At 67.5% G+C, this 24,299-nt stretch carries 27 protein-coding genes and 1 tRNA gene; 7 read left to right on the forward strand and 21 right to left on the reverse strand.

Features of this window, described 5'->3' with window-relative positions:
* Positions 1-13 precede the first annotated feature (13 nt).
* Together GII31_RS12340 and GII31_RS12345 are read left to right on the forward strand one after the other, a co-directional pair.
* Positions 14-1,075: a DMT family transporter gene (locus GII31_RS12340; RefSeq protein ID WP_287384239.1), complete on the forward strand. Its 1,062-nt coding sequence runs from the start codon at positions 14-16 to the stop codon at positions 1,073-1,075.
* Entirely contained in the window at positions 1,075-2,484 is a 1,410-nt protein-coding gene (locus GII31_RS12345; RefSeq protein ID WP_213243442.1) for an MBL fold metallo-hydrolase RNA specificity domain-containing protein, read from the forward strand. Before GII31_RS12340 ends, GII31_RS12345 begins: the two co-directional genes overlap by 1 nt.
* A 21-nt stretch (positions 2,485-2,505) precedes the next feature.
* Here the strand turns inward: GII31_RS12345 and GII31_RS12350 are convergent, their stop codons facing one another.
* The gene (locus tag GII31_RS12350; protein WP_213243444.1) at positions 2,506-3,078 is read right to left on the reverse strand and encodes a hypothetical protein; all 573 of its coding nucleotides are present in this window, start codon (positions 3,076-3,078) and stop codon (positions 2,506-2,508) included.
* 205 nt (positions 3,079-3,283) lie between these two features.
* Here GII31_RS12350 and GII31_RS12355 point away from each other — a divergent pair, with 205 nt between their 5' ends.
* Positions 3,284-5,065, forward strand: a complete 1,782-nt coding sequence (locus GII31_RS12355) for an alpha/beta hydrolase (protein WP_246221846.1) — start codon at positions 3,284-3,286, stop codon at positions 5,063-5,065.
* A gap of 144 nt (positions 5,066-5,209) precedes the next feature.
* Here GII31_RS12355 and GII31_RS12360 read toward each other — a convergent pair whose 3' ends face one another.
* From GII31_RS12360 to GII31_RS12420, 13 genes are all read right to left on the reverse strand, one after another.
* Positions 5,210-6,181, reverse strand: coding sequence for an SGNH hydrolase domain-containing protein (locus GII31_RS12360; RefSeq protein ID WP_246221847.1), 972 nt, complete (start codon positions 6,179-6,181; stop codon positions 5,210-5,212).
* 81 nt (positions 6,182-6,262) lie between these two features.
* Entirely contained in the window at positions 6,263-7,489 is a 1,227-nt protein-coding gene (locus GII31_RS12365; protein WP_213243447.1) for an acyltransferase family protein, read from the reverse strand.
* Positions 7,490-7,728: 239 nt separating this feature from the next.
* On the reverse strand, positions 7,729-8,754 hold the full coding sequence (locus GII31_RS12370; RefSeq protein WP_213243449.1) for an LLM class flavin-dependent oxidoreductase: 1,026 nt from the start codon (positions 8,752-8,754) through the stop codon (positions 7,729-7,731).
* A gap of 83 nt (positions 8,755-8,837) precedes the next feature.
* Entirely contained in the window at positions 8,838-9,683 is an 846-nt protein-coding gene (locus GII31_RS12375) for a helix-turn-helix domain-containing protein (RefSeq protein ID WP_213243450.1), read from the reverse strand.
* A gap of 200 nt (positions 9,684-9,883) precedes the next feature.
* A complete protein-coding gene (locus GII31_RS12380) occupies positions 9,884-10,030 on the reverse strand; it encodes a hypothetical protein (RefSeq protein ID WP_213243452.1) in 147 nt (48 codons plus the stop codon).
* 234 nt (positions 10,031-10,264) lie between these two features.
* Positions 10,265-10,813 (reverse strand): hypothetical protein, encoded by a 549-nt coding sequence (locus tag GII31_RS12385; protein WP_213243454.1) that lies wholly within the window; start codon positions 10,811-10,813, stop codon positions 10,265-10,267.
* Between the two features lie 169 nt (positions 10,814-10,982).
* Entirely contained in the window at positions 10,983-11,588 is a 606-nt protein-coding gene (locus tag GII31_RS12390) for a hypothetical protein (protein ID WP_213243455.1), read from the reverse strand.
* Positions 11,589-11,757: 169 nt separating this feature from the next.
* Positions 11,758-12,531, reverse strand: coding sequence for a hypothetical protein (locus GII31_RS12395; protein WP_213243457.1), 774 nt, complete (start codon positions 12,529-12,531; stop codon positions 11,758-11,760).
* Positions 12,524-12,739 carry a hypothetical protein gene (locus tag GII31_RS12400; protein ID WP_213243459.1) on the reverse strand — a complete coding sequence of 72 codons (216 nt, stop codon included), beginning with the start codon at positions 12,737-12,739 and terminating at the stop codon, positions 12,524-12,526. Before GII31_RS12400 ends, GII31_RS12395 begins: the two co-directional genes overlap by 8 nt.
* Positions 12,736-13,008, reverse strand: coding sequence for a hypothetical protein (locus tag GII31_RS12405; RefSeq protein WP_213243460.1), 273 nt, complete (start codon positions 13,006-13,008; stop codon positions 12,736-12,738). Before GII31_RS12405 ends, GII31_RS12400 begins: the two co-directional genes overlap by 4 nt.
* Positions 13,009-13,390: 382 nt before the next feature.
* Positions 13,391-14,449 carry an AAA family ATPase gene (locus GII31_RS12410; RefSeq protein WP_260839960.1) on the reverse strand — a complete coding sequence of 353 codons (1,059 nt, stop codon included), beginning with the start codon at positions 14,447-14,449 and terminating at the stop codon, positions 13,391-13,393.
* A 98-nt stretch (positions 14,450-14,547) separates the two neighbouring features.
* Positions 14,548-14,880: a hypothetical protein gene (locus GII31_RS12415; protein WP_260839961.1), complete on the reverse strand. Its 333-nt coding sequence runs from the start codon at positions 14,878-14,880 to the stop codon at positions 14,548-14,550.
* Between the two features lie 97 nt (positions 14,881-14,977).
* Positions 14,978-15,208, reverse strand: a complete 231-nt coding sequence (locus tag GII31_RS12420) for a helix-turn-helix domain-containing protein (protein ID WP_213243463.1) — start codon at positions 15,206-15,208, stop codon at positions 14,978-14,980.
* Between the two features lie 56 nt (positions 15,209-15,264).
* Between GII31_RS12420 and GII31_RS12425 the strand changes: the two genes are divergently transcribed.
* A complete protein-coding gene (locus GII31_RS12425) occupies positions 15,265-15,924 on the forward strand; it encodes a hypothetical protein (protein WP_213243465.1) in 660 nt (219 codons plus the stop codon).
* Positions 15,921-17,294: a site-specific integrase gene (locus GII31_RS12430; RefSeq protein ID WP_213243467.1), complete on the forward strand. Its 1,374-nt coding sequence runs from the start codon at positions 15,921-15,923 to the stop codon at positions 17,292-17,294. Before GII31_RS12425 ends, GII31_RS12430 begins: the two co-directional genes overlap by 4 nt.
* 115 nt (positions 17,295-17,409) lie before the next feature.
* Here GII31_RS12430 and GII31_RS12435 read toward each other — a convergent pair.
* Positions 17,410-17,483 (reverse strand) — tRNA-Pro (locus tag GII31_RS12435).
* Between the two features lie 182 nt (positions 17,484-17,665).
* On the opposite strand from GII31_RS12435, the gene GII31_RS12440 reads away from it, so the two are divergent.
* A complete protein-coding gene (locus GII31_RS12440; protein ID WP_213243469.1) occupies positions 17,666-17,881 on the forward strand; it encodes a type II toxin-antitoxin system VapB family antitoxin in 216 nt (71 codons plus the stop codon).
* Positions 17,878-18,282, forward strand: a complete 405-nt coding sequence (gene vapC, locus GII31_RS12445) for a type II toxin-antitoxin system VapC family toxin (protein WP_213243471.1) — start codon at positions 17,878-17,880, stop codon at positions 18,280-18,282. The genes GII31_RS12440 and vapC overlap by 4 nt, the downstream gene beginning before the upstream one ends.
* 53 nt (positions 18,283-18,335) lie before the next feature.
* Here the strand turns inward: vapC and der are convergent, their stop codons facing one another.
* Genes der through GII31_RS12475 form a run of 6 tightly spaced genes read right to left on the reverse strand, consistent with a single transcriptional unit; the run spans position 18,336 to position 24,195 of the window.
* Complete coding sequence (gene der / locus GII31_RS12450; protein ID WP_213243473.1) at positions 18,336-19,775, reverse strand: ribosome biogenesis GTPase Der; 1,440 nt, start codon at positions 19,773-19,775, stop codon at positions 18,336-18,338.
* Positions 19,772-20,503 (reverse strand): (d)CMP kinase, encoded by a 732-nt coding sequence (cmk, locus tag GII31_RS12455; RefSeq protein WP_246221848.1) that lies wholly within the window; start codon positions 20,501-20,503, stop codon positions 19,772-19,774. Before cmk ends, der begins: the two co-directional genes overlap by 4 nt.
* Positions 20,500-21,543 (reverse strand): pseudouridine synthase, encoded by a 1,044-nt coding sequence (locus GII31_RS12460; RefSeq protein ID WP_213243475.1) that lies wholly within the window; start codon positions 21,541-21,543, stop codon positions 20,500-20,502. The genes cmk and GII31_RS12460 overlap by 4 nt, the downstream gene beginning before the upstream one ends.
* Positions 21,544-21,552: 9 nt before the next feature.
* Positions 21,553-22,386 carry an SMC-Scp complex subunit ScpB gene (scpB, locus tag GII31_RS12465; RefSeq protein WP_407649813.1) on the reverse strand — a complete coding sequence of 278 codons (834 nt, stop codon included), beginning with the start codon at positions 22,384-22,386 and terminating at the stop codon, positions 21,553-21,555.
* Positions 22,383-23,303 (reverse strand): segregation and condensation protein A, encoded by a 921-nt coding sequence (locus tag GII31_RS12470; RefSeq protein ID WP_213243477.1) that lies wholly within the window; start codon positions 23,301-23,303, stop codon positions 22,383-22,385. Before GII31_RS12470 ends, scpB begins: the two co-directional genes overlap by 4 nt.
* Positions 23,287-24,195 carry a ParA family protein gene (locus GII31_RS12475; protein ID WP_246222306.1) on the reverse strand — a complete coding sequence of 303 codons (909 nt, stop codon included), beginning with the start codon at positions 24,193-24,195 and terminating at the stop codon, positions 23,287-23,289. The genes GII31_RS12470 and GII31_RS12475 overlap by 17 nt, the downstream gene beginning before the upstream one ends.
* Positions 24,196-24,299: the final 104 nt, after the last annotated feature.

Below are 24,299 nucleotides of genomic sequence, written 5' to 3' on the forward strand. Positions count from 1 at the left end.
CACTACTGTTCAACTGACCGCACCGCTATCGTCGGGTGGATTACCCCGCCGCACCGGTGGACCCTTGTGGGGATTCGTCGGGGTCGCGGCCTTCTCCCTGACCGTCCCGCTCACCCGGATCGCCGTCCGGCACGACGCGATGTCACCGCTGTTCGTCGGTGCCGGGCGCGCGGTGCTCGCCGCGACGCTGGCAGCCCTTCTTCTCGCGGTCACCAGGACCCCCATTCCCTCACCCGGGCAATGGCGACGCATCGCCGTCGTCGCCGCCGGTGTGGTGCTCGGCTTTCCGCTGATGACGACCTTCGCACTGTCGACGGCGTCGGCGGGTCACGGCGCCGTGGTGATCGCACTGCTGCCCGCCGTGACAGCACTGGTCGCCGTGGCGCGCACACGCGAGCACCCGCCCCGCCGGTTCTGGGTCTGTGCCGCACTGGGCGCGGGCGCGACCGTCGCCTTCGCCGTCGCCCACGCGGGTGCCGGTTCACCGGGCACCTCGGATCTGCTGCTGCTGGGCGCGGTGATCGCCGCGGCCGTCGGCTACGCCGAGGGCGGACTGCTGGCCACCCGGATCGGCGCCTGGCAGACGATCTCGTGGGCGCTCGTGCTCGCCTCGCCGGTGATGGTGTCGCTGACCGCCTGGTCAGCGCTCGATCACCCGCCGTCGGCCGCACCCACCGAGTGGGCGGCATTCGGCTACCTGGGTGCGGTCAGCATGTTCCTGGGCTTCTTCGCCTGGTACCGGGGCCTGGCGATCGGCCCGATGACGCGGGTCAGTCAGATTCAGCTCGTCCAGCCCGTGCTGAGCATCGCCTGGGCCGCAGTCCTGTTGGGCGAGCACCTCACCTGGGGCACCACCGTCGGCGCGATCGCGATCATCGGCTTCGCACTCGCGGCAGTGCGTGCCCGGACGAGCCCGCCCGCCGCCGTCGGCGCCCGGACCGGCAGTTCCCAACAACAATCCGGGTGCGAACACCGATCCGAATGCGAACACGGATCCGGGTGTGACCACCGATCGTTGCCGATCGGCGACGCACCCGTGGGCACGGCGACGCCGGGTTCTGCGACACTGGAGTGATGGCCACCGGCGGCGCTACCCCATCCCCAGCGGAACTGTCCCTGTCCAGCCTCGGCGCGGCGAGCACGGTCACCGGGTCCAAGCATCTGCTTGAGGCGGGCGGGCACCGGATCCTGGTGGACTGCGGTCTGTTTCAGGGAGTGAAGAACCTCCGAGAACTCAACTGGGCGCCGCTGCCGGTCGAGCCGTCGAGTATTGACGCGGTGGTGATCACCCACGCGCACCTCGACCACACCGGATACCTGCCGCGTCTGGTCCGCGACGGCTTCGGCGGCCCGGTGTTCTGCACCGCGGCCACCGCGTCGGTGAGCGGGATCATCCTGCGCGACAGTGCCTACCTTCAGGAGAAGGACGCCGCGTTCCTCAACAAGCACAAGGCAACCAGACATGCGCCCGCGCTGCCGCTGTACGACAGCAAGGATTGCGAACGCACCGTGCAGCGCTTTCGCCCGCAGCCTTTCGGCAAGAGTGTCTCCCTGGCCAAATCGGTTGGCACGAAGGGTGATCCCACGATCACCTTCCGTCGCGCCGGACATATCCTCGGCGCGGCGACCGTCGAGCTTTCCTGGCACGGGCGGCGGATCGTGTTCAGCGGTGACCTCGGCCGCTACGACGATCCGCTCATGTTCGACCCAGAACCGGTTCGGGCCGCCGACTATCTGCTGATCGAGTCGACATACGGCGACCGTCTGCACGAGCCGTCCGACCCCCTCGACGTGCTGGCCGGGGTGATCGACCGTACCGTCGAGCGCGGCGGCACCGTCGTGGTACCGGCCTTCGCTGTCGGGCGGGCACAGACCCTGCTGTACTACCTGTGGCAATTGCGTTGCGCCGGAAGACTTGCCGATGTTCCCGTCTACCTCGACAGCCCAATGGCGATCAACGCCAGTGACCTGCTGCGCACTCATCACGCCGATCACCGGCTGCACCCCGACGTGTACGAGGACATGTGCGCCATCGCCGTCTACACCCGTGAGGTCGAGGAGTCGATGCGGATCAGTGCCGACCGCTCCCCCAAGATCATCCTGTCGGCGAGCGGGATGGCCACCGGTGGGCGGGTGCTGCATCATCTCAAGGCGTTCGCCCCCGACCGCCGCAACACCATCATGATCACCGGCTACCAGGCGCCGGGCACGCGCGGGCGGACGATCGCCTCCGGTGCCCGATACGTGAAGATCCACGGCGAATGGATACCCATCCATGCCGAGGTGGCCAATCTACGAATGCTGTCGGCACACGCCGACGCCGACGAACTCATCCGCTGGGCATCGGGCTTCCGGCAACCTCCCCGTCGCACGTTCGTGGTGCACGGGGAACCGCAGGCCGCCGACACCCTGCGAACCAGACTGGACCGCGAACTCGGCTGGACCGCGACCGTTCCCCGGCAGAATCAGCTGTTCGCGCTGTGACCGGCCGCCGCCCCGCGGCGGTCAGGCCAGCGTCACCTTGTCGAGTTCGTGCGCGATGTCGATGGTGCACGCCTGGCGGATCTGCGGCGACTTGACCTGCTCCGCCACATGCTTGGCGATGACGCGCTTGATCTCGTCGTCGACCTGGGCGACGAAACGAATCACCTCGGCGCGGGTACCGTGCGAGGCCACCCCCACCCGGACATCACGCGCGCGGGGCGGGACGACGTCGATATGGATGGCCAGCGGGTCGACCGCACGGACCGTGAGGTCGAGCGGAACCACCCCGGTCACGTCGTACCGAAGGCGATCGACCCGCAGATCCACCACCAGGTTCACCGACAGCGGCAACCGCACCTTGAATGTGATCAGTTCGTTGACGTAGCGGGTGATCACCGGCCGGCCGACAGCCACGTTGGCCTGAACTTTCACCACACCGCCGGGTCCGGTGGCCAGTGGCCCGATCTCCAGGTCTTCACCGGCCAGCGGTGTGAACGCCGCGCCGATACGGTTCTCGGTCACGGCGATCTCGAAAAAGCGTCGCCCGAACTGCTCATAGGACAACTGCGCTGGCGTCGTATCGTCGTTAGGCATCAGGACGTACGCTACCGGAGTGCGCCCGGCATTCCGCGAACAATCGGGCAAGGGCGGGCGCACCCGTATCGGTGCCGTCACGGTTCCGCCGTTCGGCCTCTACCAGCGTCAAATGCCGTGCAATACTGTTTCCTCCTGCTTCATTCACACAGCCGCACTTGGTACATCGGTGTGGGACACATCCCATAGGGAGAGAATTCACCACATGCCCACGACCGAGCAGCGGGACCACGCCGACGACCCGGACAGCACCGACCCGAACAGCCTGAAACCGGACAGCCCGAAGCCGGACAGCAATGAGCAGGACCGGACCGATACCGGTGAGGGCGCGGCCGCTCAGACCCCGCCACGCCGATGGATGGAACGGGCGGCCGGCTTCGAGTTCACCGGTGTGGTCGTCGCCATGATCTTCGCGTGGCTGTCGGCCACCCCGTCGCTGCTGCCGCGCGGCCCCCTGTTCCAGGGCATCGTCACCGGGGCGTCGGCGGCGCTCGGCTACAGTCTCGGCGTCTTCGGCGCCTGGGTGGTCCGGTACATGATCTCGCGCGAAACCCGCTGGCCGTCCCCCGGCGTTCGGGTGTGGGCAGGCTTCGGCATCGTCGCCGTCATCGGCACCATCGCGATGGGTATCTGGTTCTCCGACTGGCAAAGTGAGATCCGGGACATCATGGGGGTCGATCACCTCCGCGGCTGGAATTATCCGACGATCGCCGTCATCGCGATCATCGTCTTCGTTTTCCTGATGGCCCTCGGCCGTGGTTGGGCGGCGCTGATCCGATGGCTGGGCACGTTCAGTCGGCGCTTCCTGCCGCCGCGCGTGGCCCGCACCGTCGCCGCGGCGATCGTCGTCCTGATCACCGTATTCCTGGTGAACGGCGTGATCGTCGATTATTCGATGCGTGCGCTCAACGGTGCGTTCGCCGCCGCCAACAACGAGACGCAGGCCGACACCCAACCCACCACCTCACGGCTGCGTTCGGGTGGACCCGAATCGCTGATGAGTTGGGATTCGCTGGGCAGGCAGGGCCGCACCTTCATCGGCAGCGGACCCACCACCGAACAGTTGGCCGAGTTCAACAAGACTCCCGCGGTCGAACCGATCCGGGTGTTCGCGGGCCTGGACTCCGCCGACGACGTGTACGACCGTGCCGAACTCGCCGCCCGCGAACTCGAGCGCACCGGCGGCCTCAAACGCGCGGTGGTGGCCATCGGCTCCACCACCGGCAGCGGCTGGATCAACCGGGCCACCGTCGACTCCATCGAGTACATGTACAACGGCAACATCGCCACCGTCAGCATGCAGTACTCGTTCCTGCCGAGCTGGCTGTCATTCCTGGCCGACCAGGATCGGGCACGCAAGGCGGGCCTGGCCCTGTTCGAGGCCGTCGACGAACGGATCCGTGCACTGCCGCTGAATGAGCGGCCCCGGATCGTGGTGTTCGGCGAAAGCCTGGGCTCGTTCGCCGGCGAGGCGGCGTTCGGCACCATACCGTCGATCACCGCGCGCGCCGACGGCGCACTGTTCGTCGGTCCGACGTTCAGCAACACCGTGTGGAACGATGCCACCGCCAATCGCGATGACGGCAGCCCGCAGTGGCTGCCGATCTACCGTGACGGTTCCAAGGTCCGATTCATCGCCGACCCCGAGGACCTGGCCCGGCCCGACGCGCCGTGGTCCGACGCGCGCGTGGTCTACCTGCAGCACGCCTCCGACCCGATCACCTGGTGGTCACCGCGGCTCATTCTGAACAAGCCCGACTGGCTCAAGGAGAAGCGCGGCCGCGACGTGCTGGCGTCCACCCGCTGGATTCCGTTCGTTACTTTCCTGCAGGTGTCCGCCGACATGGCGATCTCCACCGATGTCCCTGACGGCCACGGCCACCACTTCCTTTCCGCGATCCCCTACGCGTGGGCGCAGATCCTGCAGCCGCCCGGCTGGACCCCGGAGAAGACCGCGGCACTGGTGCCGTTGCTGACCCGCAGCTGACAGCTGGTCCACATCGGCAAGTTCAGCTCGTGGATCCTGCTGGTGAGTCTGAGTTTCGTCCTGGTCACCGCACTCGTTCGGCGACCGCCGGAGCGGGCGACGCGGGCTGCTCCCGCGTAGTCGACCACTCCGGCGGCGTCCGGGCTACGCTTGCTTGCCCAGGAGCGGCGCCATCTTCGCCTCGATGGACCCCGACACGTAGCGCCCGTACTTCTGGGTGATGTGGTTCTTGCCCGCGTACACGATCTGATCGCCGATGATCGCGGGGCAGCTGTCGGCGCAGAACCAGGGAGTGACGTCGATGAAGGTCGCGTCCACGTCCTTCGCCGCACCCGACCAGCCAGTCTGATCCGGAACTGCCTGTGCCGGGTCCGAAGCGCACGTGGGAAGGTCGTTCGGGTTGCTCGCCACGCACTCGGCCGGCGGCGTCGCCGGATGCGGCGTATTCCCGAGCATGACCACCTTGCTGGTTTCGGGGAGCAGCTTGACGGTCTTCACCAGACCCTCCCGCCACACCTGCGGGGTCTCCTCCTTGCCCGGCCCGAGGTTTCCGCCGTACCAGCCGGTCAGCACAACGATCTCCGGTTGTTCGGTCTGCATCACCCCGGTGCGCCACTTCTGCCATTCGGTGCACTCGGTGAATGTGCGCCCACGCTGCCACTGGTAGTAGGTCAGCGAAGCGGGCCCGCAGTTGTTCTTGGTGAGCATGACGACTTTCCAGCCTGTGCGCTTACCGAGCAGATCGAACGCGCCGTACCACATCGCCGCCGCCGAATCGCCGACGACAAAAATCTTGCGTTCGCTCTCCAGGTCGCCGATGGTGCACGGACCGAGGTCATCGAGCTTGGTCTGATCGATCGTCGGCGTGCAATTCGGTAGCGCCCATGCCTTTTGGTCGTCACCACTGGCCGCTACCAGGTCCGCTTTGCGTACCTTATTCGGCAGCTCCTTGAGCGTCGTCGCGGCCTCGACCGAGGCGAGTACGTCGGCCTCGGTGACGGGCTCGTCGATCGCCCAGCTGGTCACCTCGCTCGAATCCCAGCCCTGAGGCTCGGACTTCTCCGCCTGACAGGCCGTCAACGACAATCCCAGTGCGGCGCACAGCGCTGTGGCCACCACAAATCTCCGGGTAAAAACAGTCACCGGTACCACTGAATCCTTCCAATCAAGTTCCACGGCCGAAAAAAGGCCGAGATCTCAGAACAGGTGCTGAACCAGGGGCACGTCGATGGCCCACCGGTAACGTTCAAATGCCGCTACCGCGAAAACGATCGCGATGCACGCGGGAATGATCGCCAGGCTCGCCCACGGCCGGGCCGCGAGAAACCGCGAACGCCTGATCGGATCCTCGAAGGCGTGATACATCGCGGCGGAACCGGCGAAAGTGGCGACGAGCAGAAGCACCTGCGTGAGCGCGGAGAAGTCCGCGCCGTAGCGGGCCGCCACAATGGCGCAGATCGGCCAGTGGACCAGATAGAGCGAGTACGAGATGTCGCCGATGTAACGCGGAACAGCCATCCCCAGGACGCCCGCCGGCCCCACCTGCGTGGGCACGATCCCGGCGACGATAACTGCCGCCGCTCCGAGCACGGGAATCGCCGCGATCGCCCCCGGGAATCCGTCCTCCGACATGGTGACCACCGAGACGGCGATGGCGATGATGCCCGCCCAGCCGACGGCGGCGGCGATGTGGACCGGGATCCTGGGCGCGAGATACGGCGCGACGACCGCGACGACGCACCCGATGGCGAGCTCCCAAAATCGGGTCAACGGCGAGTAGAAGGCCGCGGTGGCGTTGTCGGCGGTCAGCACGATGGAGTGGAGGTAGCTTGCGGCAGTGACGACGACCAACACCACCAGCAGCACCGGCCGCAGGGTGAGTTTGGTCCGGGCGACCAGCACCGTGGTCAGGGCGATCGCCACAGGCCAGACCAGATAGAACTGCTCCTCCACCGCGAGTGACCAATAGTGCTGCAGCGGAGACGGATCGGCACCGAGCATCGCGTACTCACTGCCGCTGGCGATGAAGTGCAGATTGGCCAGGAACAACGACGCCGCCGTCGCGTCGGGCAGCACGCGCGCGCCGCGCAGGAAGTTGGTCAGCTCGAAGACCGCGATGACCGTGAGCACGATGATCAGCGTTGCGGCGGGAACGATCCGGCGGGCGCGCTTGGCGTAGAAGTCCAGAAAGCGAACCCTGCCGTGCTGTTGGCCGTCCCGCAGCAGCATGCGGGTGATGACGTACCCGGAGATCACGAAGAACACGTCCACGCCGACGAAGCCGCCGCCGAAACCGGTGACGCCGATGTGATTGAGCACAACGACCAGCACCGCGACCGCGCGCAGACCTTGAATGTCGAGCCGTCGTGCTGTTGCCCTGCCGAGCACCGCACCATCGCTCGGCTTGTTGATCACAGCAGACATCGAGCCCAACCCCTCCTCGCCGGCACACATGGGGCAACATCGACAGTTTGCTGACGGTGTTCTGTGTATAAGCTGGCAACTCCCTGAACGCAGGCTAGACCAGTCCACGTACTTAGGTAAGGCGTACCTACAGTGTTGTTTGTCACTCTTGTCTGACCTCACGGGGACGTCGGACGAGCGTGATTTCGGCGCCGACCAGGGCCGATGATGGTTCGGCGGCTGCTCCGGTCACCAACCTGTCAGGCGGTCTTCGGAGTCCATCCCAACGCCGGCCCGAGCGCGCCGGCAAGATCTTCGACGATCTGCTCGTAGTCGTCCGGTTCGAAGCTGAAGGGCAGTGCGAAGGCCACCTCGGAGGCGCGCCGGAACCCCGCGTGCGCATACAACTGCTCGGCCAATTCTGCGGAGGTCCCCACATAGTCCGGGGAGAACAGGACGCCGCGCGGACCCTGTGGCGACAGTGTCCGTTCGCGTCGTGACTCGGCGTACGCCCGGTAGCGGCGCACCTGGTCAGGGATTGCCGAATCCGTCGGAATCACCACCAACCCTTGCGATACCCGCGCCGACGACGGGTCCGGCACCTGCCCGAGGTAGGCGTCGATGTGTTCGCCCTGGATGGTCGCGAAGTCGCGGGAGTGGGTGCCCTCGATGGTCACCACCGACGATGTCAGATAGTTCAGCCCGTTCCGGGCGGCCCACTCGGCGGAGTCCCGGCCGCCCCCGTACCAGACCCGGTCGACGAGCCCGGGCGCGTGCGGCTGGACCCGGCGCGAGAACACCTCGATCCCGACCGTCCCCTCGAAGTCACTGACCGGCTCACCACGCAGACAGTCCAACAGTCTGATCACCCGTCGTTTGGAGAAATCCTCCACGTCGTGGGAGTCGGGGTACAGCGCCGCCTTGAAATCGTCGTAACGCATCGGGGTTCCCACCGACACACCGGGATTGAGCCGGCCGCCGCTGAGCAGATCGACCGTCGCGAGATCTTCGGCCAGGCGCAACGGATTCTCGAGTCCGAGCGGAATCACCGCCGTCCCCAACTCGATGCGGCTGGTCCGCACCGCCGCCGCGGCCAGCATCACCACCGGCGAGGAGATCCCGAACTGCAGGTGCCGATCGCGCAACCAGACACTGTCGAATCCGAGCCGCTCGGCCCGCTCGATGATGTTCAGCGTCTCCAGATGTCCGGCACGCGGGTCATTCTCAGCGAATCGTCCGATGGTCAGAAATCCGAGCTTGTTCAGCGGTTCACCCTCGCGTGGCACACACCTGAGACTACCGACGAGCCGACACGCTTGTGCGCTGTTGCCGACCGGCAGGCCTGCGGGACTTTACACCTGGGACCTCATCACGACCGGCGATATGCACTGGGCGGAACGCCGGTCCATCGGGTGAACGATCTGCTGAACGCCGCCGAACTGGTGTATCCGAGGCGGGTCGCGGTCTCGGTGACAGTCAGATCGAGAACATCGAGCATATCGATCGCCAACGCGCAGCGTGTCTCCTCTTGCAGGGTGCGGAAGGTGATTCCCTCTTCGGCAAGTCGGCGGCGCATGGTGCGCCCGTCCATGTTCAGTCTGGCCGCGATCTCGCCGGCGGTGGTCGCGGCGCGGATCTCCTGCAGAAGAATCGCACGGACCCTGGTGGCGAGCTGCCCGCGGTTGAGCCGATTCTGTACGAGGTCCAGACAATGCTGTTCGCACAGGGCCGCGGTCGCCGGATCGGGCATCGCCATCGGTTCGGCAAGCAGGTCGAGCGGAAACGTGAGTTCGGTGGCCGGGCGGTCTGCGGTGAACCGGAAATGCCGCATCGGATTGTGCGCGAGATCGGCAAGCATCGCCGTCATTCCGTCGGTCATCTTCGCCGCACGGTCGCCGGGGAGCGCCAGTTCCAAGCGTGAGTCTCCGAGTCGGTCGAGCAGTTGCGGACTCATACACCGCAACACGATGACGCCAAAGACGATGACGATATCGCGTTCGAGCAGGAAGTCTCGCACGTCGGGAGGAAGGTGCTTGTGCCGGAACGTTATCCGCGCTGATGACTGGGTGAATCCGGCGGTGATATCGATGAATCGATTGCCGATCTGCAAAGTTCGTAGTGCGACGTGAAGTGCCTCACCGGCGGTCGGGCTGCTGAGCATCGCGAAACCCAGCAGGCCCCAGTTCGCCAGCGTGAACCGCTCCGCAGCAGGCACCGACGAGTCCACCGATGTGTCAGATGCGAAGCCGCGGACACCCGTGACGTGACCGCCCGTCACCGGGGACACCGGAAGCGTCGTGGCAGATGTCGACCTGACATGACTTTTGAACCTGAGCGCACACCCAGACAGACAAGCGGCGCTCCGTAGGGTATCGGCGTGGAGTTCGACCCCCGCACGCTCACGGCCGCGTGGCACTACCCGACCCCCGGCCGATCCCGGCCGACGTCGGTGCCGAGTCGTTCGCAGAAGCCGCCGAGAACGCGAAACGGTCCGGTGCCCCAAGTGGAGAACCGGACCGCGATTGCGCGATACCCCTGATCCAGCACATAAGTGCTGGTCACGACGTCGGGCTGACAGGATTTGAACCTGCGACCACTTGACCCCCAGGGAGCCGGATTGCCTGTTACACAGTCCATCTCGTCTCATGTACTCCAGGTCAGAGCCGGTTAGCCGTCCCGCTCGTGTTGGCCCGTCCCGCTCGTGCGTAGCCCTCTTGGCAAGCTCTCGGCACGCTGGCCCACAAACGAACCGACCCCGTCGAGATCGCCTCGACGGGGTCGGTGTGGGTTCGTGGCTCAGCTCTGGTGCAGCCGCCACAGCTCGCCGCCGCCGGGCACGATCGGCCGGGCGGCGGGCCAGGTACCCGCGCGGATCGCCGAGAGCTGCATGGTGCTCTCGTCGTCGTACTCGCTCAGCTTGAGCGCAGCGTCGACCTGCTCGCCGCTGACCTCGCCAAAGCCGTAGAGGGTTGCGGCAAGCTCGGCGATCGGCGACCACGTCGTCTCGATCAGGCGACGGGTGCGGTCGAGCGTGCCAGGGTCGCCGCTCGCGACCAGCGCGCGGCGGTCGTCGCGATGAACGCCGAGGCGGTCGGTCACGGCGTAGGCGCTGAACCTCGGGCCGTGCTCGAACCGCAGCTCGGCGACCGTACCGGCGAGATCGACAACGTCGGGCGTCCCGAGGGGCGCGCGGCTGAACTCGCAGCGTCCGGCGTGGCCGTGCTCGTCGGGCTCATGAATCACGGCGCGCCGCACGGTCAAGCCCATCACCCGGCCGACGACGGCGTGAGCACTCTCGTGGATCGCGACCGCAAGCTGTGCTCGGTCAACAGTGTGTTTGGTCATCGCCTGTGTCCTTCGAGGTAGTGAGTGGCCTTGCGCTGCTGGCGGGTCGGCGGCCGGTCGAGGCCGATCCGTGCCGACATGCACTTATCGCAGGTGAAGCCATGAACGGTGCCGCGATAGCGGATCGTCGGCGTCCCACAGCCAGAGCAGGCGCGTAGGTACTCGGCGCTCACAGCTTGACCCCGAGCGCCCGCAGTTCGTCGGCGGCCGACATACCCGACGGCGTAGCCGGTCGGGTCGTTTCGATCGGTCGCTCGATCTTGCGCAAGATCGCCGCCGCCTCGCGATCGACGCCGCGCAGTGCCTCGACCAGGCGCTCGCTGGCCGACAAGCGGCCTCGGGTGTAGCCAGGTCGCACCGCCCGGCCGAGCAGCGCCCCGAGATCGTCGGTCACGGTCTCGGCGTAGGCGGTGAGCTGCGCGGACCACGTACCGCTCACTACGTCGGTCGCCGTGATCTCGGGCGCAGCCGGACGCTGCACCTGCTCAGCGAGGATCGTCATTGCTCGCTGGCGATCCTCTACTCGCTCGATATGCCGCGTGCGGCGCGCGGCGTCGACCTCGGCCACCATCTGCGTCGCGACCCACACGGTCGCCTCGACCTCGGCGACCAGGCGGTCGACCGCGAGACGGAACGTGGCCGGGGCGGGCGCGGCAACGATCTGCTCGGCCAGCGGGGCGGTGATCTCGCGCACCTCGTCGGCGAGCGAGAACTCGCCGCCGTACTCGACGGTGACGTGTCGCCGCCGCCGTTCGCGCTGTTCGTCCTGGTTCATGTGCTGCCCTTTCGGTCGGTTCGGCGTGGGCGGTTTCGGCGGGGTCAGCCGACCGGGTCGAGCAGGGCTCGGCGGCGTGATTCGGTCGGGTCGCGGGGTCGTCGGCGCTGTCGAACCGCCTCGGCGAAGTGTGAGCATGATTCCTCCTAATTCGTTGTTGTCCAGTGCCTTACGGCTGGTTATGCACGACGGTGACGGGTCGCGAACCGCCGAGGCGCTGGCTGAAACCGCCGAGAGCAACCGGCGGCCCGTACCGCTCGGGAGCGCGACGCGCGAGATCAGGACGACCAGCGGGCGGAATGACCGGCGCGGGTTCGGGCTCGGGCTCGACAACGCCGTCGGTGTCGGTGTTCTGTTGCGACACAACGGGTTCGGTGGGTCCATCGACGTCGGCCCACGGCTCGGGCTCATCGTCGTTCCCGGCGCTGTGCGCCACGCTCGCGGGCAAAACCGTCTCGCCGGTCCCGTTTCCCTCGGGCACCGCCGAACGGGCGGCACCGGGCAGCGTGCCCGCCAACGCCGCCGCCATATCGGGGCGCAGCGCCGCAATGAGGCCGACCGCCGCCTCGGCGAACTCGGCGTCGGTGACGGTCGAGCCGACCTCGACACGATCGGGCGCGTTGAGGCCGAACAGGCGGCACCGGCGGTCGATCACGCCGAGCACGACCTTGGTCGAGTCGACGTCACCGGCGAGCGCCGCGTTCCAGTGCGCCGCCTGTAGCGCGTCGAGGCGCTGCCCTTCCAGTTCGCGCAGCTCGCCGACGGCCTCGACCTCGACCCGGCCGAGTAGGCGGGTCGCGGCCTTCCGTGCGCCGGACTCATCGCGATAGCCGAGCTGGTCGGCGATCTCGCGCCACGACAAGCCAGTTCGTCGCAGCGTCACAGCCTCGACGGCCTTGGTGCGTTCCTCGGCGTCGGGGCGCTGTTGCGTGGGGTCAGACATTGGTGGTTCCTTCCATCGGGGGTAGTTCGGACGGGCCAGAGCGGACAGCCGAGCGGGCGAGGTCGAGGCGACCGGCGGCGACGTAGCCGACGATGGTCGCAAGGCGTGCAGTGAGTGCGTCGTGGTCAAGGTCGCCCGGTTGGGCGAGCACCGCCGCTCCGAACTCGCGACCGAGGTCGAACACCTCGTCGGTCGTCGGCGCGCTCATCGGGTCGTCGCCTCGGCGAGCACGGCCAGCGATCGGGCGATCGACTCCAGAGCGTCAGCGGTTCGCTCGCAGCTCTCAGCGGTCGACACCGCTGCCAACGTCGAGGCGATCTCGGCGGCATCTCGGTAGCCGTCGACAACGTCGGCCGCGTCGCGTGCTCGGTCGAGCGACGCTCTCGGCGGTAGCGGCTCGCCGTCGACGGTGAGACCAAGCTCGGCCGCAGCTTCTCGCCGCCGCCGCTCTCGGCCTTGCTCGTGCAGGTCGTTCATTTCGGTTTGCTCCCTCGGGTATGGCGGGCTGTGTGTCGGGTGAGTCGTCGGGGTCAGGTCATGGGTTCGCAGCTCTCTAATCGGTAGTGATTGGTGGACGTCTGGCAGGGGTGCGCGCCGGGGTGGCCGGGTGCGCGGCCCCCTAGGGGGGCCGTACACCCCGCGCACCCCTCGCACGCAGCGCCGCGCACCGCCGCTCACTGACCAGGGGAAATAGGCTGTGAACAGGGCAAACAGGTGCGCGGCCTTCCGATCCGCGCACGCCCGCGCACTCCGCGCAGACCAACACCGACACGGGAGGTGTTGTTTCGTTTGCGCAGGTCAGAGGGTGCGCGGGGTGCGCGGGCGGGTTCTCGCGTTCGAGCCGTCGATAAGACACCGCTCATGCCCCCTCGATCGAGGGCAGCTCGAACGGGTCGAGCGGCGTGATTGCGTGCCACTCCGGCGCGGCGGGAGTGCCTTTGTTCGTGACCCGGTTTGTCAGCGCGAGGCGGTCGACGGCGGTGCGGATTCGATCGCGCGAAAGCTTCCCGCGCGCCTCGATGGGCAACGTCGACAGACCACGCACCGATAGCCCGGGGTGAGCCTCGATGAGCGACCACGTCGCGTTGTCGTCGGCGCGGTGCCCGGCGGCAACGCGCTCGACCCGTGGGTTACCGCCGATGGTCAGGCGGTGGTCGTCACCGAGTGTCAGAACACCGGGTTCGATCTCGACGTCGCGACCGAACGCCCGCAGCACGCGCGGCGTATCCGAGGCAGGCGGGCCGTCGAGTTCGATATTCACGATCGCGTCGGGAAAGCCCTCGATCGAGCTGTGTCCGCGTGCGCCACGCTCGGTGTCTTTGCCAAGGTGGTGCACCAACACCAGCGCCGCCGCGTCAGCCTCGGTTGCCAGGGCGCGCAGCCCTGCCAGTATCTCGACCACCTCGTCGCTGTTCTCGCTCACGCCGAGCGCGCCGAACAGGGTGTAGAGGCAATCGACCACCATCAGCGAGCCCGGTTCGATCTCGTCGCACCAGCGGGCGCGTACGGCGTCGCTGCGCACGTCGAGGGCGCGTTCACGGCCGCGCAGCGGGCGCAGGTCGAGGCGGTCGAGGTTGACCACGCCGCGTTGCCGGTAGTGGGTGTGCAAGGTGGCCGTGGGCATTTCGGTGTCGAATAGGACGACGCCGCAGCCCTCAGGCAGCGTCACCGGGTACTTGCCGAGGAACGGCAGGCCATCGAGGGCAGCGTGCACCAGTTCCTCGACCACGGTTGTCTTTCCGGCCTTCCGCTCGGCAAACACCCCGAGAGCTGCGCCGCGCGCGAGCAGGTCGGCCACGACCCACCGCGTAGATTCCGGTTCGTACTCGGCGAGGTTGACCCGGCCGACGATCTGGACGTCGGCAGCGCTGCGCTCGACCGCGAGCTTTCGCGCAACCTCGGCCACCTGATTGCGCACGTCGGCGGCGATTCCGGCGGCCTGGAGCTGGAGCGCACGTAGCGCGTCGGTGTCGAGTGGCGTCAGTGCGGCGAGCTGTGAGTCGGTCGCACCGGCGGTCACCGCCTTGTCGCCCGCGACGAACAGGGTCGGCGGTTTGCTCCCGGTCCCGAACGCGTTGTCGCGCGCTCGACCTTGTCGGCGAGCTTGCGTGCCCACAGGTGCGCCGACGTCGGCAGATCGGCGACCGCGAACCGGCAACCGGCCCACCGCTTGAGGCGTGCCTCGGTCGCCGCTTCACGCTCGGCGGTTGCGCGTGCGGTCGGCGGATCGGCCGGGAACGGACTCTCGTGATCGCCCGTGAGCGCGGTAGAATCGACGTCGACCCCGCCCTCGGGTTCGTCGCGGCCGCCCTTAGTCCACTTCGGGCGGCCGCTTTCATTGGTACTCAAAGTCATTCCCTCGCTTGATAATTGGGATCGACGGGGCCAAGCGGCCCGAAGCCAGACCCCGGCCCCGTCGATCGCCCGCCGTGCGCTTGGTGGTCTGTTACGCCGTCGCAGGCTCGGCAACGTCGAGGTGCAGTTGCCCCCGAACCCACGCGGTCGGGATTCGCACGCGACCGCGAACTCGGATCGCGGGCCACTCGCCCGCCTTGACGGCCGCGTAGGCGGTCGACCGGCCCACACCGAACACAGCGGCGACGTCCTCGACGTCGGCCGTCGGGCTGCTGGCGATCCGGTCGAGAGCTGCGCTCGTGTCTGTCTGGTGCTTGGTCATACGTCCGTTGTACTCTGATTACGTACTGTCCAGAACACTCAGAGAACGGTCATTAAATGCCGCCCGATGAATTGGGGTCCGTACGGGGTGACGTCGTTTCCGTTGAGACACAGCCGGACTCGCCGCGCCCGTATCGCGTCACCCTCGCCGAGCACCGTTTCGCCTATGACGTCGCGTTGCTCGACGGCAGCGACCCGCCCGAACTCGCCGACCTACGCCTCGCAGCTATCGAGCCCGGCACGCCGGTCGAAACCCGCGATCTCATGGCCGCGCCCGTCGACCGGCTCGCGAGGATCGCAGCCAAGCACGACCGGAGAGACGGCACGGCGCACGACCGCGCAGCCGCCGACCGTATGCGCGCAGCCCTCGCCGAGCGGTTCGGCCTCGACCCGGCCGACGTCGACCTCACCCTGTCGAGCCGCGAGGCACCCGACGCGCTGCTCGTGCCCGCACCGCCGAAGCGGCGGCGAGGTCGACCGCCGAAGTCAGCCGCGTTCTATGCCCGTGTCGCCGCCGCAGCTCGCGACGCGGGCACCGACCCCGAGCGGCGCAGTATCGCGCGCGGTGTCCAGGCACGCGCCGCGAGCTGGCCCGAGTGTGACGGCCCGCCGCCACTCTCGACTGTCGAACGCTGGCTCAAACAAGCTCGCAAGCTCGGCCTTTACGCCGGGCCACGCGCGACCACCGACACCACAACCAAGGAGACCGAACGATGACCACCGCCGACACGCAGCGCAAAGCACGCCGTGGCGAGCCGATCAACAAGCACACCGCGAAGAACGGCCGGGTGAGCTACTGGTTTCAGGCCGACGTCGGGGTGAAGCCCGACGGCTCCCGAGATCGGCAGCGATTCACCTACCGGACCAAGGCCGAGGCGCAGCGCGAGTACCGCCGGATTACCAGCGAGGTCGCCGCCGGGCGCTACTCGCGACAGACCGACCTCACCGTCGCCGAGGCGTGCGACGCATGGCTCGACGGGCGTCGCGGTATCCGCCGGATCACCCTTGAGGGCTACCGGAACGACCTCAAGCCGGTATGTCGACACATGGGCGGTAAGAAGCTCGCGCAGCTCACCAAGCGCGACGGCGACGCGCTGGTCGAGTGGCTGCTCACCGAGGGCCGGACCTCGCCGAAGCACGCCCGGCCCGGCTCCCTCATGGGCCGAGTGGTCGACGTGATCGCTGAGCACCCCGAGGGTGTCTCAGCGGCGACGCTCAAGGCAACGTTTCCCGGTGAGGACGTCCACACCTGCCTATCGGGCCTCATTCGCGCCGGTCGGGTCACTCGGCCGCGCCGAGCGGTGTACGTGCTCGCTGACGCCGCTACCTCGGACGCTGCGCCGCGCGGGGTCAAGCCGGTGAGCGTTCGCGCGACGCTCAAGGCTCTGACCTCGGTGGTACAGAGCTACGTCGATCAGGGCGCACTACCGCGCAACGTGATCGCGCTGGTCGAGCGGCCCGCCGACCCGATCACCGAGCACGACGACGACCCCGCTGCTCGCTCGTGGACCGTCGCCGAGGTCGCGGCGTTTCGTGCCTCGGTCGCCGATCATCGGCTGTTCGCGTGCTGGCTGCTGAGTTGCTACGGCATGAGGCGCAGCGAGGTTCTAGGGCTGCGCTGGTCGAACATCGACGGCGACGTGCTCAAGGTGCGACGGGGTCGCGTGGCGATCGGCAACGGGACCGAGGAAGGATTACCCAAGTCGCGGCGCAGCCGTCGAGACCTGCCCATGCCCGCCGAACTCGCCGAGGCGCTGCGCACGCTCAAGACTCGGCAGCGTGCCGAGGCGTTGGCGCTCGGTCTGCCCTGGTCCGACGACCAGCTCGTCGCGACCCATGAGGACGGTTCGCCGGTCCGGCCCGAGTGGTACTCGGATGAGTTCGGGCGGCTGCGTGAGCGGGCCGGGCTGCGCCGTATCCCGCTCAAGGGTCTGCGCAACACCAGCGTGAGCCTCATGCTCGCGTCGGGTATCCCGGTTCACATCACGGCGGGGTGGCACGGTCACGACCCGGCGGTCTCGCTCTCGATCTACAGCGACGCGCAGCCGGACGACTTGCGGGCCGCTGGCACCGCCCTTTACGGGTGATCCGGTGGCAACCTTCCCGGCCGTTGGCAAGTTCTTGGCAACTTGAGGGCCGAGAGACCAGTCGAGGCGGTCCCCGACTTTCTCGGAAACCGCCTCTGACGTGCTAATTCAGTTGTCGGGCTGACAGGATTTGAACCTGCGACCACTTGACCCCCAGTCAAGTGCGCTACCAAGCTGCGCCACAGCCCGTTGCCATCGTTCTCACGAGGCGTTAAAGACATTAGCCCACCGCGCCGAAAACAACTAATCGCCTGGTCAGAGCCTCGCGCACCACCCCTATACAACCCACTCCTGACGCGGACGCATGCAGAGAACCACAGAGTCACTTCTCACGTCCTCGTGGAAACACATGTGATGTGTACGATTTGTGTATGACACGCACAAACATCGATCTTGATGATGACCTCGTCGCCGAGGTCATCAAGAGGTTCAATGTCTCCACAAAGAAGGAGGCCGTCGACCTTGCCCTGCGCCGCCTCGTCGGCGTGCCCCTGACCACACAGTTTCTGCATGAACTTCGGGGAATCGGATGGAAGGGTGACCTCGATGAACTACGCGCCGCCGAGGACCCGTGGAAAGGCCGGTGATCCTTGTCGACACGTCGGTGTGGATTGAGTACCTCCGCGACACCGACGACCCCGTCGTCACCGAACTCTCATCTCTTATTGATTCCGGTGCCGACCTGAGGATGACCGAACCGATTGCGATGGAACTGCTCGCCGGTGCGGACAATCCGCGCCGGGATGCGTTGATATCCCAACTCACCAATAGCTTCCCCACCCTTCCGGTGGAGCCGCTGGTCGACTATCGGGCAGCAGCCCAGATCTTCGCGTCCGTTCGACGGATCGGGCACCCACTACGTAGCCTCAATGACTGTCTCATCGCAGCGATCGCCGTTCGGACCAGCACTATACTTTTCGAGCGTGACAGGGATTTCCAGTTCATCAGCAAAGTGACTCCGCTGGCGCTACACCGCAATTCGACCTGACACAACCGGCTACGGTGTCGCCTGATCAGGGCTTAGCACCTAGTGCGGGGACGTCATTTCCGCCGGCGCTGCTCCCGCTTGTCGCGTACGCGGACGTTGATCCGCACGGGCGATCCGTCGAAGTTGAACTCCTCCCGCAGGCGCCGCTCCAGGAAGCGGCGGTAGCCGGCCTCCAGGAAGCCCGTGGTGAACAGCACGAAGGTCGGCGGACGGGTCGCGGCCTGGGTGGCGAACAGCACTCGCGGCTGTCTGCCACCGCGCAGCGGCGGCGGGGTGGCGGCGATGATGTCCTTGAGCCAGTTGTTGAGCTGGCCGGTCGACACCCGCTTGTCCCACGATTCGAGTGCACCCTCGATGGCCGGGACGAGCTTCTGCACGGACCTGCCGGTGCTGGCGGAGATGTTCACCCGCCGCGCCCACGGCACCCGAGCGAGCTCGCGGTCGATCTCCTTGTCCAGCTGGTAGCGCCGGTCCTCGTCGACCAGATCCCACTTGTTGAACGCGATGACGAGCGCTCGGCCGCTGTCGATGATCATCGACAGCACCCGCAGATCCTGTTCGGTGATCGGCTCCGACGCGTCGATCAGCAGGATCGCCACCTCGGCGGCGTCGAGCGCCGAACGGGTACGGAGCGAGGCATAGTATTCGTGACCCGACGCGGTTCGCACCTTGCGGCGCAGACCGGCCGTGTCGATGAACTGCCAGGTCTTGCCGCCCAATTCGACAAGCTCATCCACCGGGTCGACGGTGGTACCGGCCACATTGTCCACCACCGACCGTTCGGACCCGGCCAGCTTGTTCAGCAGCGAACTCTTGCCCACATTCGGTTTGCCGACGAGCGCGACGCGCCGCGGACCGCCCAATGCAGGTCCCTCGCGGGGGCTTTCGGGCAGCACCTCAAGGATCTTGTCGAGCACGTCGCCGGCTCCGCGGCCGTGCGCCGCCGACACCGGATACGGCTCCCCCAGCCCCAGCGACCACAGCGCGGCCGCCTCGGCCTCCTGCCGTTCGCTGTCGATCTTGTTGGCCACCAGCAGGACCGGGGTCTTGGACCGGCGCAGTACCTTCGCGACGGCCTCGTCGGTGGCGGTGGCGCCAACAGTGGCATCGACAACCACGACGATCGCGTCGGCGGTCTTCATCGCCAGCTCGGCCTGCGCGGCGACGGCCTGTTGCAGGCCCTTCGCGTCGGGCTCCCAACCGCCGGTGTCGACGACGGTGAACCGTTTACCCGACCAGCTCGCCGCGTACGACACCCGGTCGCGGGTGACGCCCGGAATATCCTCCACAACGGCCTCGCGGCGGCCGAGAATACGGTTCACGAGAGTCGACTTGCCCACGTTCGGGCGGCCGACGATGGCCACGACCGGCACCGGACCACCGGCACCGGACTCCTCACCGTCGGCGAACTCCCCTATTTCCCAGTCGGTTTCATCCGACCACGTGCCGTCACCGGCTACCTGTGCCAGGTCGGTGTCAAGATTGTCGGTCACTGCGGTGCTCCGATCCGCTGTTGAACCAGGCGGGTCAGTTCGTCGAGCACCTGGTCGAGGGTGAGGTCGCTGGTGTCCATCAGGACCGCGTCGTCGGCCGCCCGCAGCGGCGACACCGCACGGGTCGAGTCGAGGTGATCGCGTCGGTTGACCGCCGCCAGCACCTCGTCGTAATCGCTGGACTGCCCGAGGTCGAGGTTCTGCAGGTGCCGACGCTGCGCACGCGCCTGGGCGGTGGCGGTCAGGAACACCTTGAGCCCGGCGTCGGGGAACACCACGGTCCCCACGTCGCGGCCCTCGACGACGACGAACCGTCCCTGCGACACCTTTCGTTGCAGTGCCACCAGAGTGGTGCGCACCGCCGGCACCGCCGACACCGCCGACACCGCCGCGGACACCTGCGCCGTGCGGATCCTGTCCGAGACGTCGGTGCCGTCCAGGAACACCCGATTGGTCCCGTCCGCATCCACGAGTACGTCGACGTCGACGCCGGGCATGACCTCGGCGATCGCCTTCGGATCATCGAGCGGCACACCACGGTCGAGCACCGCGAGTGTCACCGCGCGGTACATCGCGCCGGTGTCGAGGCACTGCGCGCCCACCCGGTTCGCGAGAAGCTTGGAGACGGTGGACTTTCCGGTACCCGCGGGCCCGTCAATGGCCACGACGCGAGTCACGTCCGCCTCCGCCGCGCCGGCCGATGCGGACGCCTCCGGCGCCGCGCTCACAGGCCGACCGCCTTGTACAGACCGCCGATCTCATCGCGGCCGAGCACCCGCAGGCTGCCGGGACGCTGATCGCCGAGCGCGACCTCGCCGACGTGGGTGCGCAGCAGTCGGCGCACCGGGAACCCGACCTCCTCCATGAGGCGCCGGACGATGCGGTTGCGGCCCTCATGCAGCACGATCTCCACCAGCGACGCACCGTTGTTGACGTCGACGATGGTGAACGAGTCCACCTTCACCGGACCGTCGTCGAGTTCGACACCGGCGCGCAGCGTACGGGCCAGAGTGCGCGGCACCTCGCCCTTCACCGTCGCCATGTAGGTCTTGGGCACCTCGTACGACGGGTGCATGAGGCGGTGCGCCAGCTCGCCGTCGTTGGTCAGCAACAGCAGACCCTCGGTGTCGGCGTCGAGGCGACCCACGTGGAACATGCGCTGACCGGCCATCACCCGTTCAGCGACGATGTCACCGATACACGGGCGGCCCTGATCGTCGGCCATCGTCGACTGCATGCCGCGCGGCTTGTTCAGCGCCAGATACAGCTTGTCCTCGTCGAGGATGACGCGCGAGCCGTCGACACGCACCACCGCGGTGTTCGGGTCGATCCGCAGGCCCTGCTCGATCACGATCTCACCGTCGACGCTGACCCGGCCGGCCGCGATCAGTTCCTCGGCGCCGCGCCGCGAGGCGACACCGGCCTGTGCGAGCACCTTCTGGAGCCGCACCCCGTCGGAGACATACGACGCGCCGCCGTCACCCCCGCCTTCGGCGATCTGGTGCCGGGCCAGTCGGGCATTGTTCAAACGCACCTTGCCCGATGCGACATCGGGCTTCGATGTGCCCTTGCGGTGGGTTTTCTTGGTGGACCGACCGGCGTCTGCGGCGCCCTTGGCACCCTTGGGGAACCCGGAACCGGCCTTGCCCGACTTGCCTTGCCCCGTCTTGCGCGACCCCCGCGCGGGCTGTCCCCCGGTGGATGAAGATGTGGAACGACCAGCGCGTTTACGCGGGCCCGGTGTGCCGTCTCGGCTAGCGGATGCCATATGAATCTCTCATTCTGTGGACGACGACAGGCCGTCGTCCGGTGTTTTCTCTCCTGACGAGTGTGACCCCTTGGCATCGAGTTTGGCGAATCGAGGATCGGTGAGCAGTTCCTCATCGAGCGAATCGATCACGTCCACGTCCGGCAGCAGCGGCGCCAGATCGGGCAGTTCGGTCAACGATGCCAGGCCCAGTCGTTCCAGGAACATCTCGGTGGTGCCGTAGGTGGTGGCCGAGGTCGTCGGGTCGGTGCCGACCTCGTTGATCAGGCCGCGCGCCAGCAGTGTGCGGACCACCCCGTCGACGTTCACGCCGCGGATGGCGCTCACCCGGGCCCGGCTCACCGGCTGCCGGTAGGCGATCACCGCCAACGTCTCCAGCGCCGCGCGCGTCAACTTGGACCGTGCCCCGTCGAGCAGAAGACGTTCGACGTAGGGCGCGTAGTCGGCGCGGCTGTAGAACCGCCAGCCGTCGCCGGCGAACCGCAGGTCGAATCCGCTGCGCGCGACACCGAAGTCGGCGGACATCTGCTGCAGCAGCGCGGCGACCCGGTCCTGGTCCTCGTCGACGGCGCGAGCCAGGTCCGCGACCGGTGCGGGGGTGTCCACAACCAGCAGGACCGCCTCCAGCGCGGCCCGCAGCTCGTTGTCGTCGAGCCTCACCTCCGCCTCTTCGACGGTGTCCTGGTCGACGCCCAGGTCGAGCGCGCCGGTGTCCCGGCCTTGAGCGTCCCCGGCCGGGGTATCGCCGCCCGGTCCGCCCCTGCCCAGATCGTCCCTGCCCAGATCGTCACCACTCAGGCCGCCACCACTCAGGCCGTCGTTGCTGTCGGAATCGTCGCTCACTCGTAGTCTTCCTCTCCCCGACTGAGATTTACCTCGTCCGGCGCGCGTTCACCGGTCCAGCTGACCTTGAGTTCGCCGAGCGCCTCGGGCTGCTCGAAGGCGATAGCGCGCTCCCGGAACAGTTCCAGCAGACCCAGGAACCGCCCGATCACCTCGTACGGGCCATCACAGCCGGAGACGATCTCGCCGAATGTCAGCCACGTTCCTGGTTCGACGATCAGCATCGCCATCACCACCCGGGCCTGAGCCGGCACCGACACCTTCGGCACATGCAGATGGCCGAGTCCGACGGTCGGTACGGGACGCGGTGTCAGAGCTGCCGCCGCGATCTCGGCGAACCGTGCCGCGTCGACGCCGAGCGTGACCTCCGGCAACAGCCCGTTGAATCTATCCTCCAGCGACACCGCCCGCGGATAGCGTTGCAACGCAGCAGCTTCGAGCTCACCGAACAGTTGGGCCACCTGCTTGTAGGCGCGGTACTGCAGCAGCCTGGCGAACAGCAGGTCACGTGCCTCGAGCAGCGCCAGATCCTCGGCGTCGTCCACCTCGCCGGCCGGCAGCAGGCGGGCGGCCTTCAGGTCCAGGAGCGTCGCGGCCACCACCAGGAACTCGGTGGTCTGCTCCAGCGTCAACTGCTCGCCGAGTGTGCGGGTGTAGGCGATGAAGTCGTCGGTCACCGCGTGCAACGCCACCTGGGTGACGTCGAGCCGATGCTGGCTGATCAGGTTCAGCAGCAGATCGAACGGCCCCTCGAAGTTGGCCAGCCGCACCCGGAACCCACCTGGCCCGAACCCACCTGGCCCGAACCCCCCTGCCGCGTTCTCGGGTGTCTCGTTCTGGAGCTCGGGGTTGTCGAGCTCGGGGTTCTCTAGCGCCGGGTTCTCGCGCACCGGGGCGTGGTCAGACGAGGCCGACATCGCGGGCGATGACCTCGCGTGCCAGCGCGCGATATGCCGCGGCCCCCGCGGACTTGGGTGCCCACGAGATGATCGGCTCACCCGCGACGCTGGTCTCGGGGAACCGCACGGTGCGGTTGACGACGCTGTCGAACACGACATCGCCGAACACCTCGACCACACGTTCCATCACCTCACGCGCATGCAGTGTGCGCGAGTCGAACATCGTCACCAGGATGCCGCTGAGTTTCAGTTTGGGGTTGAGCCGGTCGCGGACCTTGTTGACGGTGTCGTTGAGCAACGCCAGCCCGCGCAGGCTGAAGTACGCGCATTCCATCGGGATCAGCACGCTGTCGGCGCAGGCCAGCGCGTTGACGGTGAGCAGACCCAGCGACGGCTGGCAGTCGATGAGCACGAAGTCGTAGCGGTCGAGGACCGGGTGCAGCGCACGGGCCAGGGACTGCTCGCGTCCCACCTCGGTGACGAGCTGGATCTCCGCCGCCGACAGGTCGATGTTGCTGGGCAGCAGGTCGAGGCCGTCGACCCGGGTGCGCATCAGCACCTCGTCGATCGGCATCTGCGGCGGCACCAGCAGGTTGTGCACGGTCGCGTCGAGTTCGTGATGGGGCACCCCGAGACCCGCCGACAGCGCACCCTGCGGGTCGAGGTCGACGAGCAGCACCCGACGACCACATTCGGCCAGCGCCGCGCCGAGGTTGATGGTGGTGGTGGTCTTGCCGACGCCGCCCTTCTGATTGCAGATGGCGATCACCGTCGCCGGACCGTGCTTGTCCAGAGGTGCCGGATCGGGGATCTGCCGGTAGGGGCGGCCGGTCGGGCCGAGCGGAACCTCTGGTGGCCCGGCCGTGTCGGTGGTGTCGGCGGTGTCCGCCGTGGGCTCGTCGGCGAGGATCGAGTCGAGTGCGGGCTGCTCCGGTGCGGGTTGCGGTACGGACGGTTCCGGTGCGGGCACCGACGGCGTTGAGGCTCCGTCCAGGTTCCCGCTGTCAATTGTCA

This window comes from Gordonia pseudamarae (assembly GCF_025273675.1).
Taxonomy (GTDB): domain Bacteria; phylum Actinomycetota; class Actinomycetes; order Mycobacteriales; family Mycobacteriaceae; genus Gordonia; species Gordonia pseudamarae.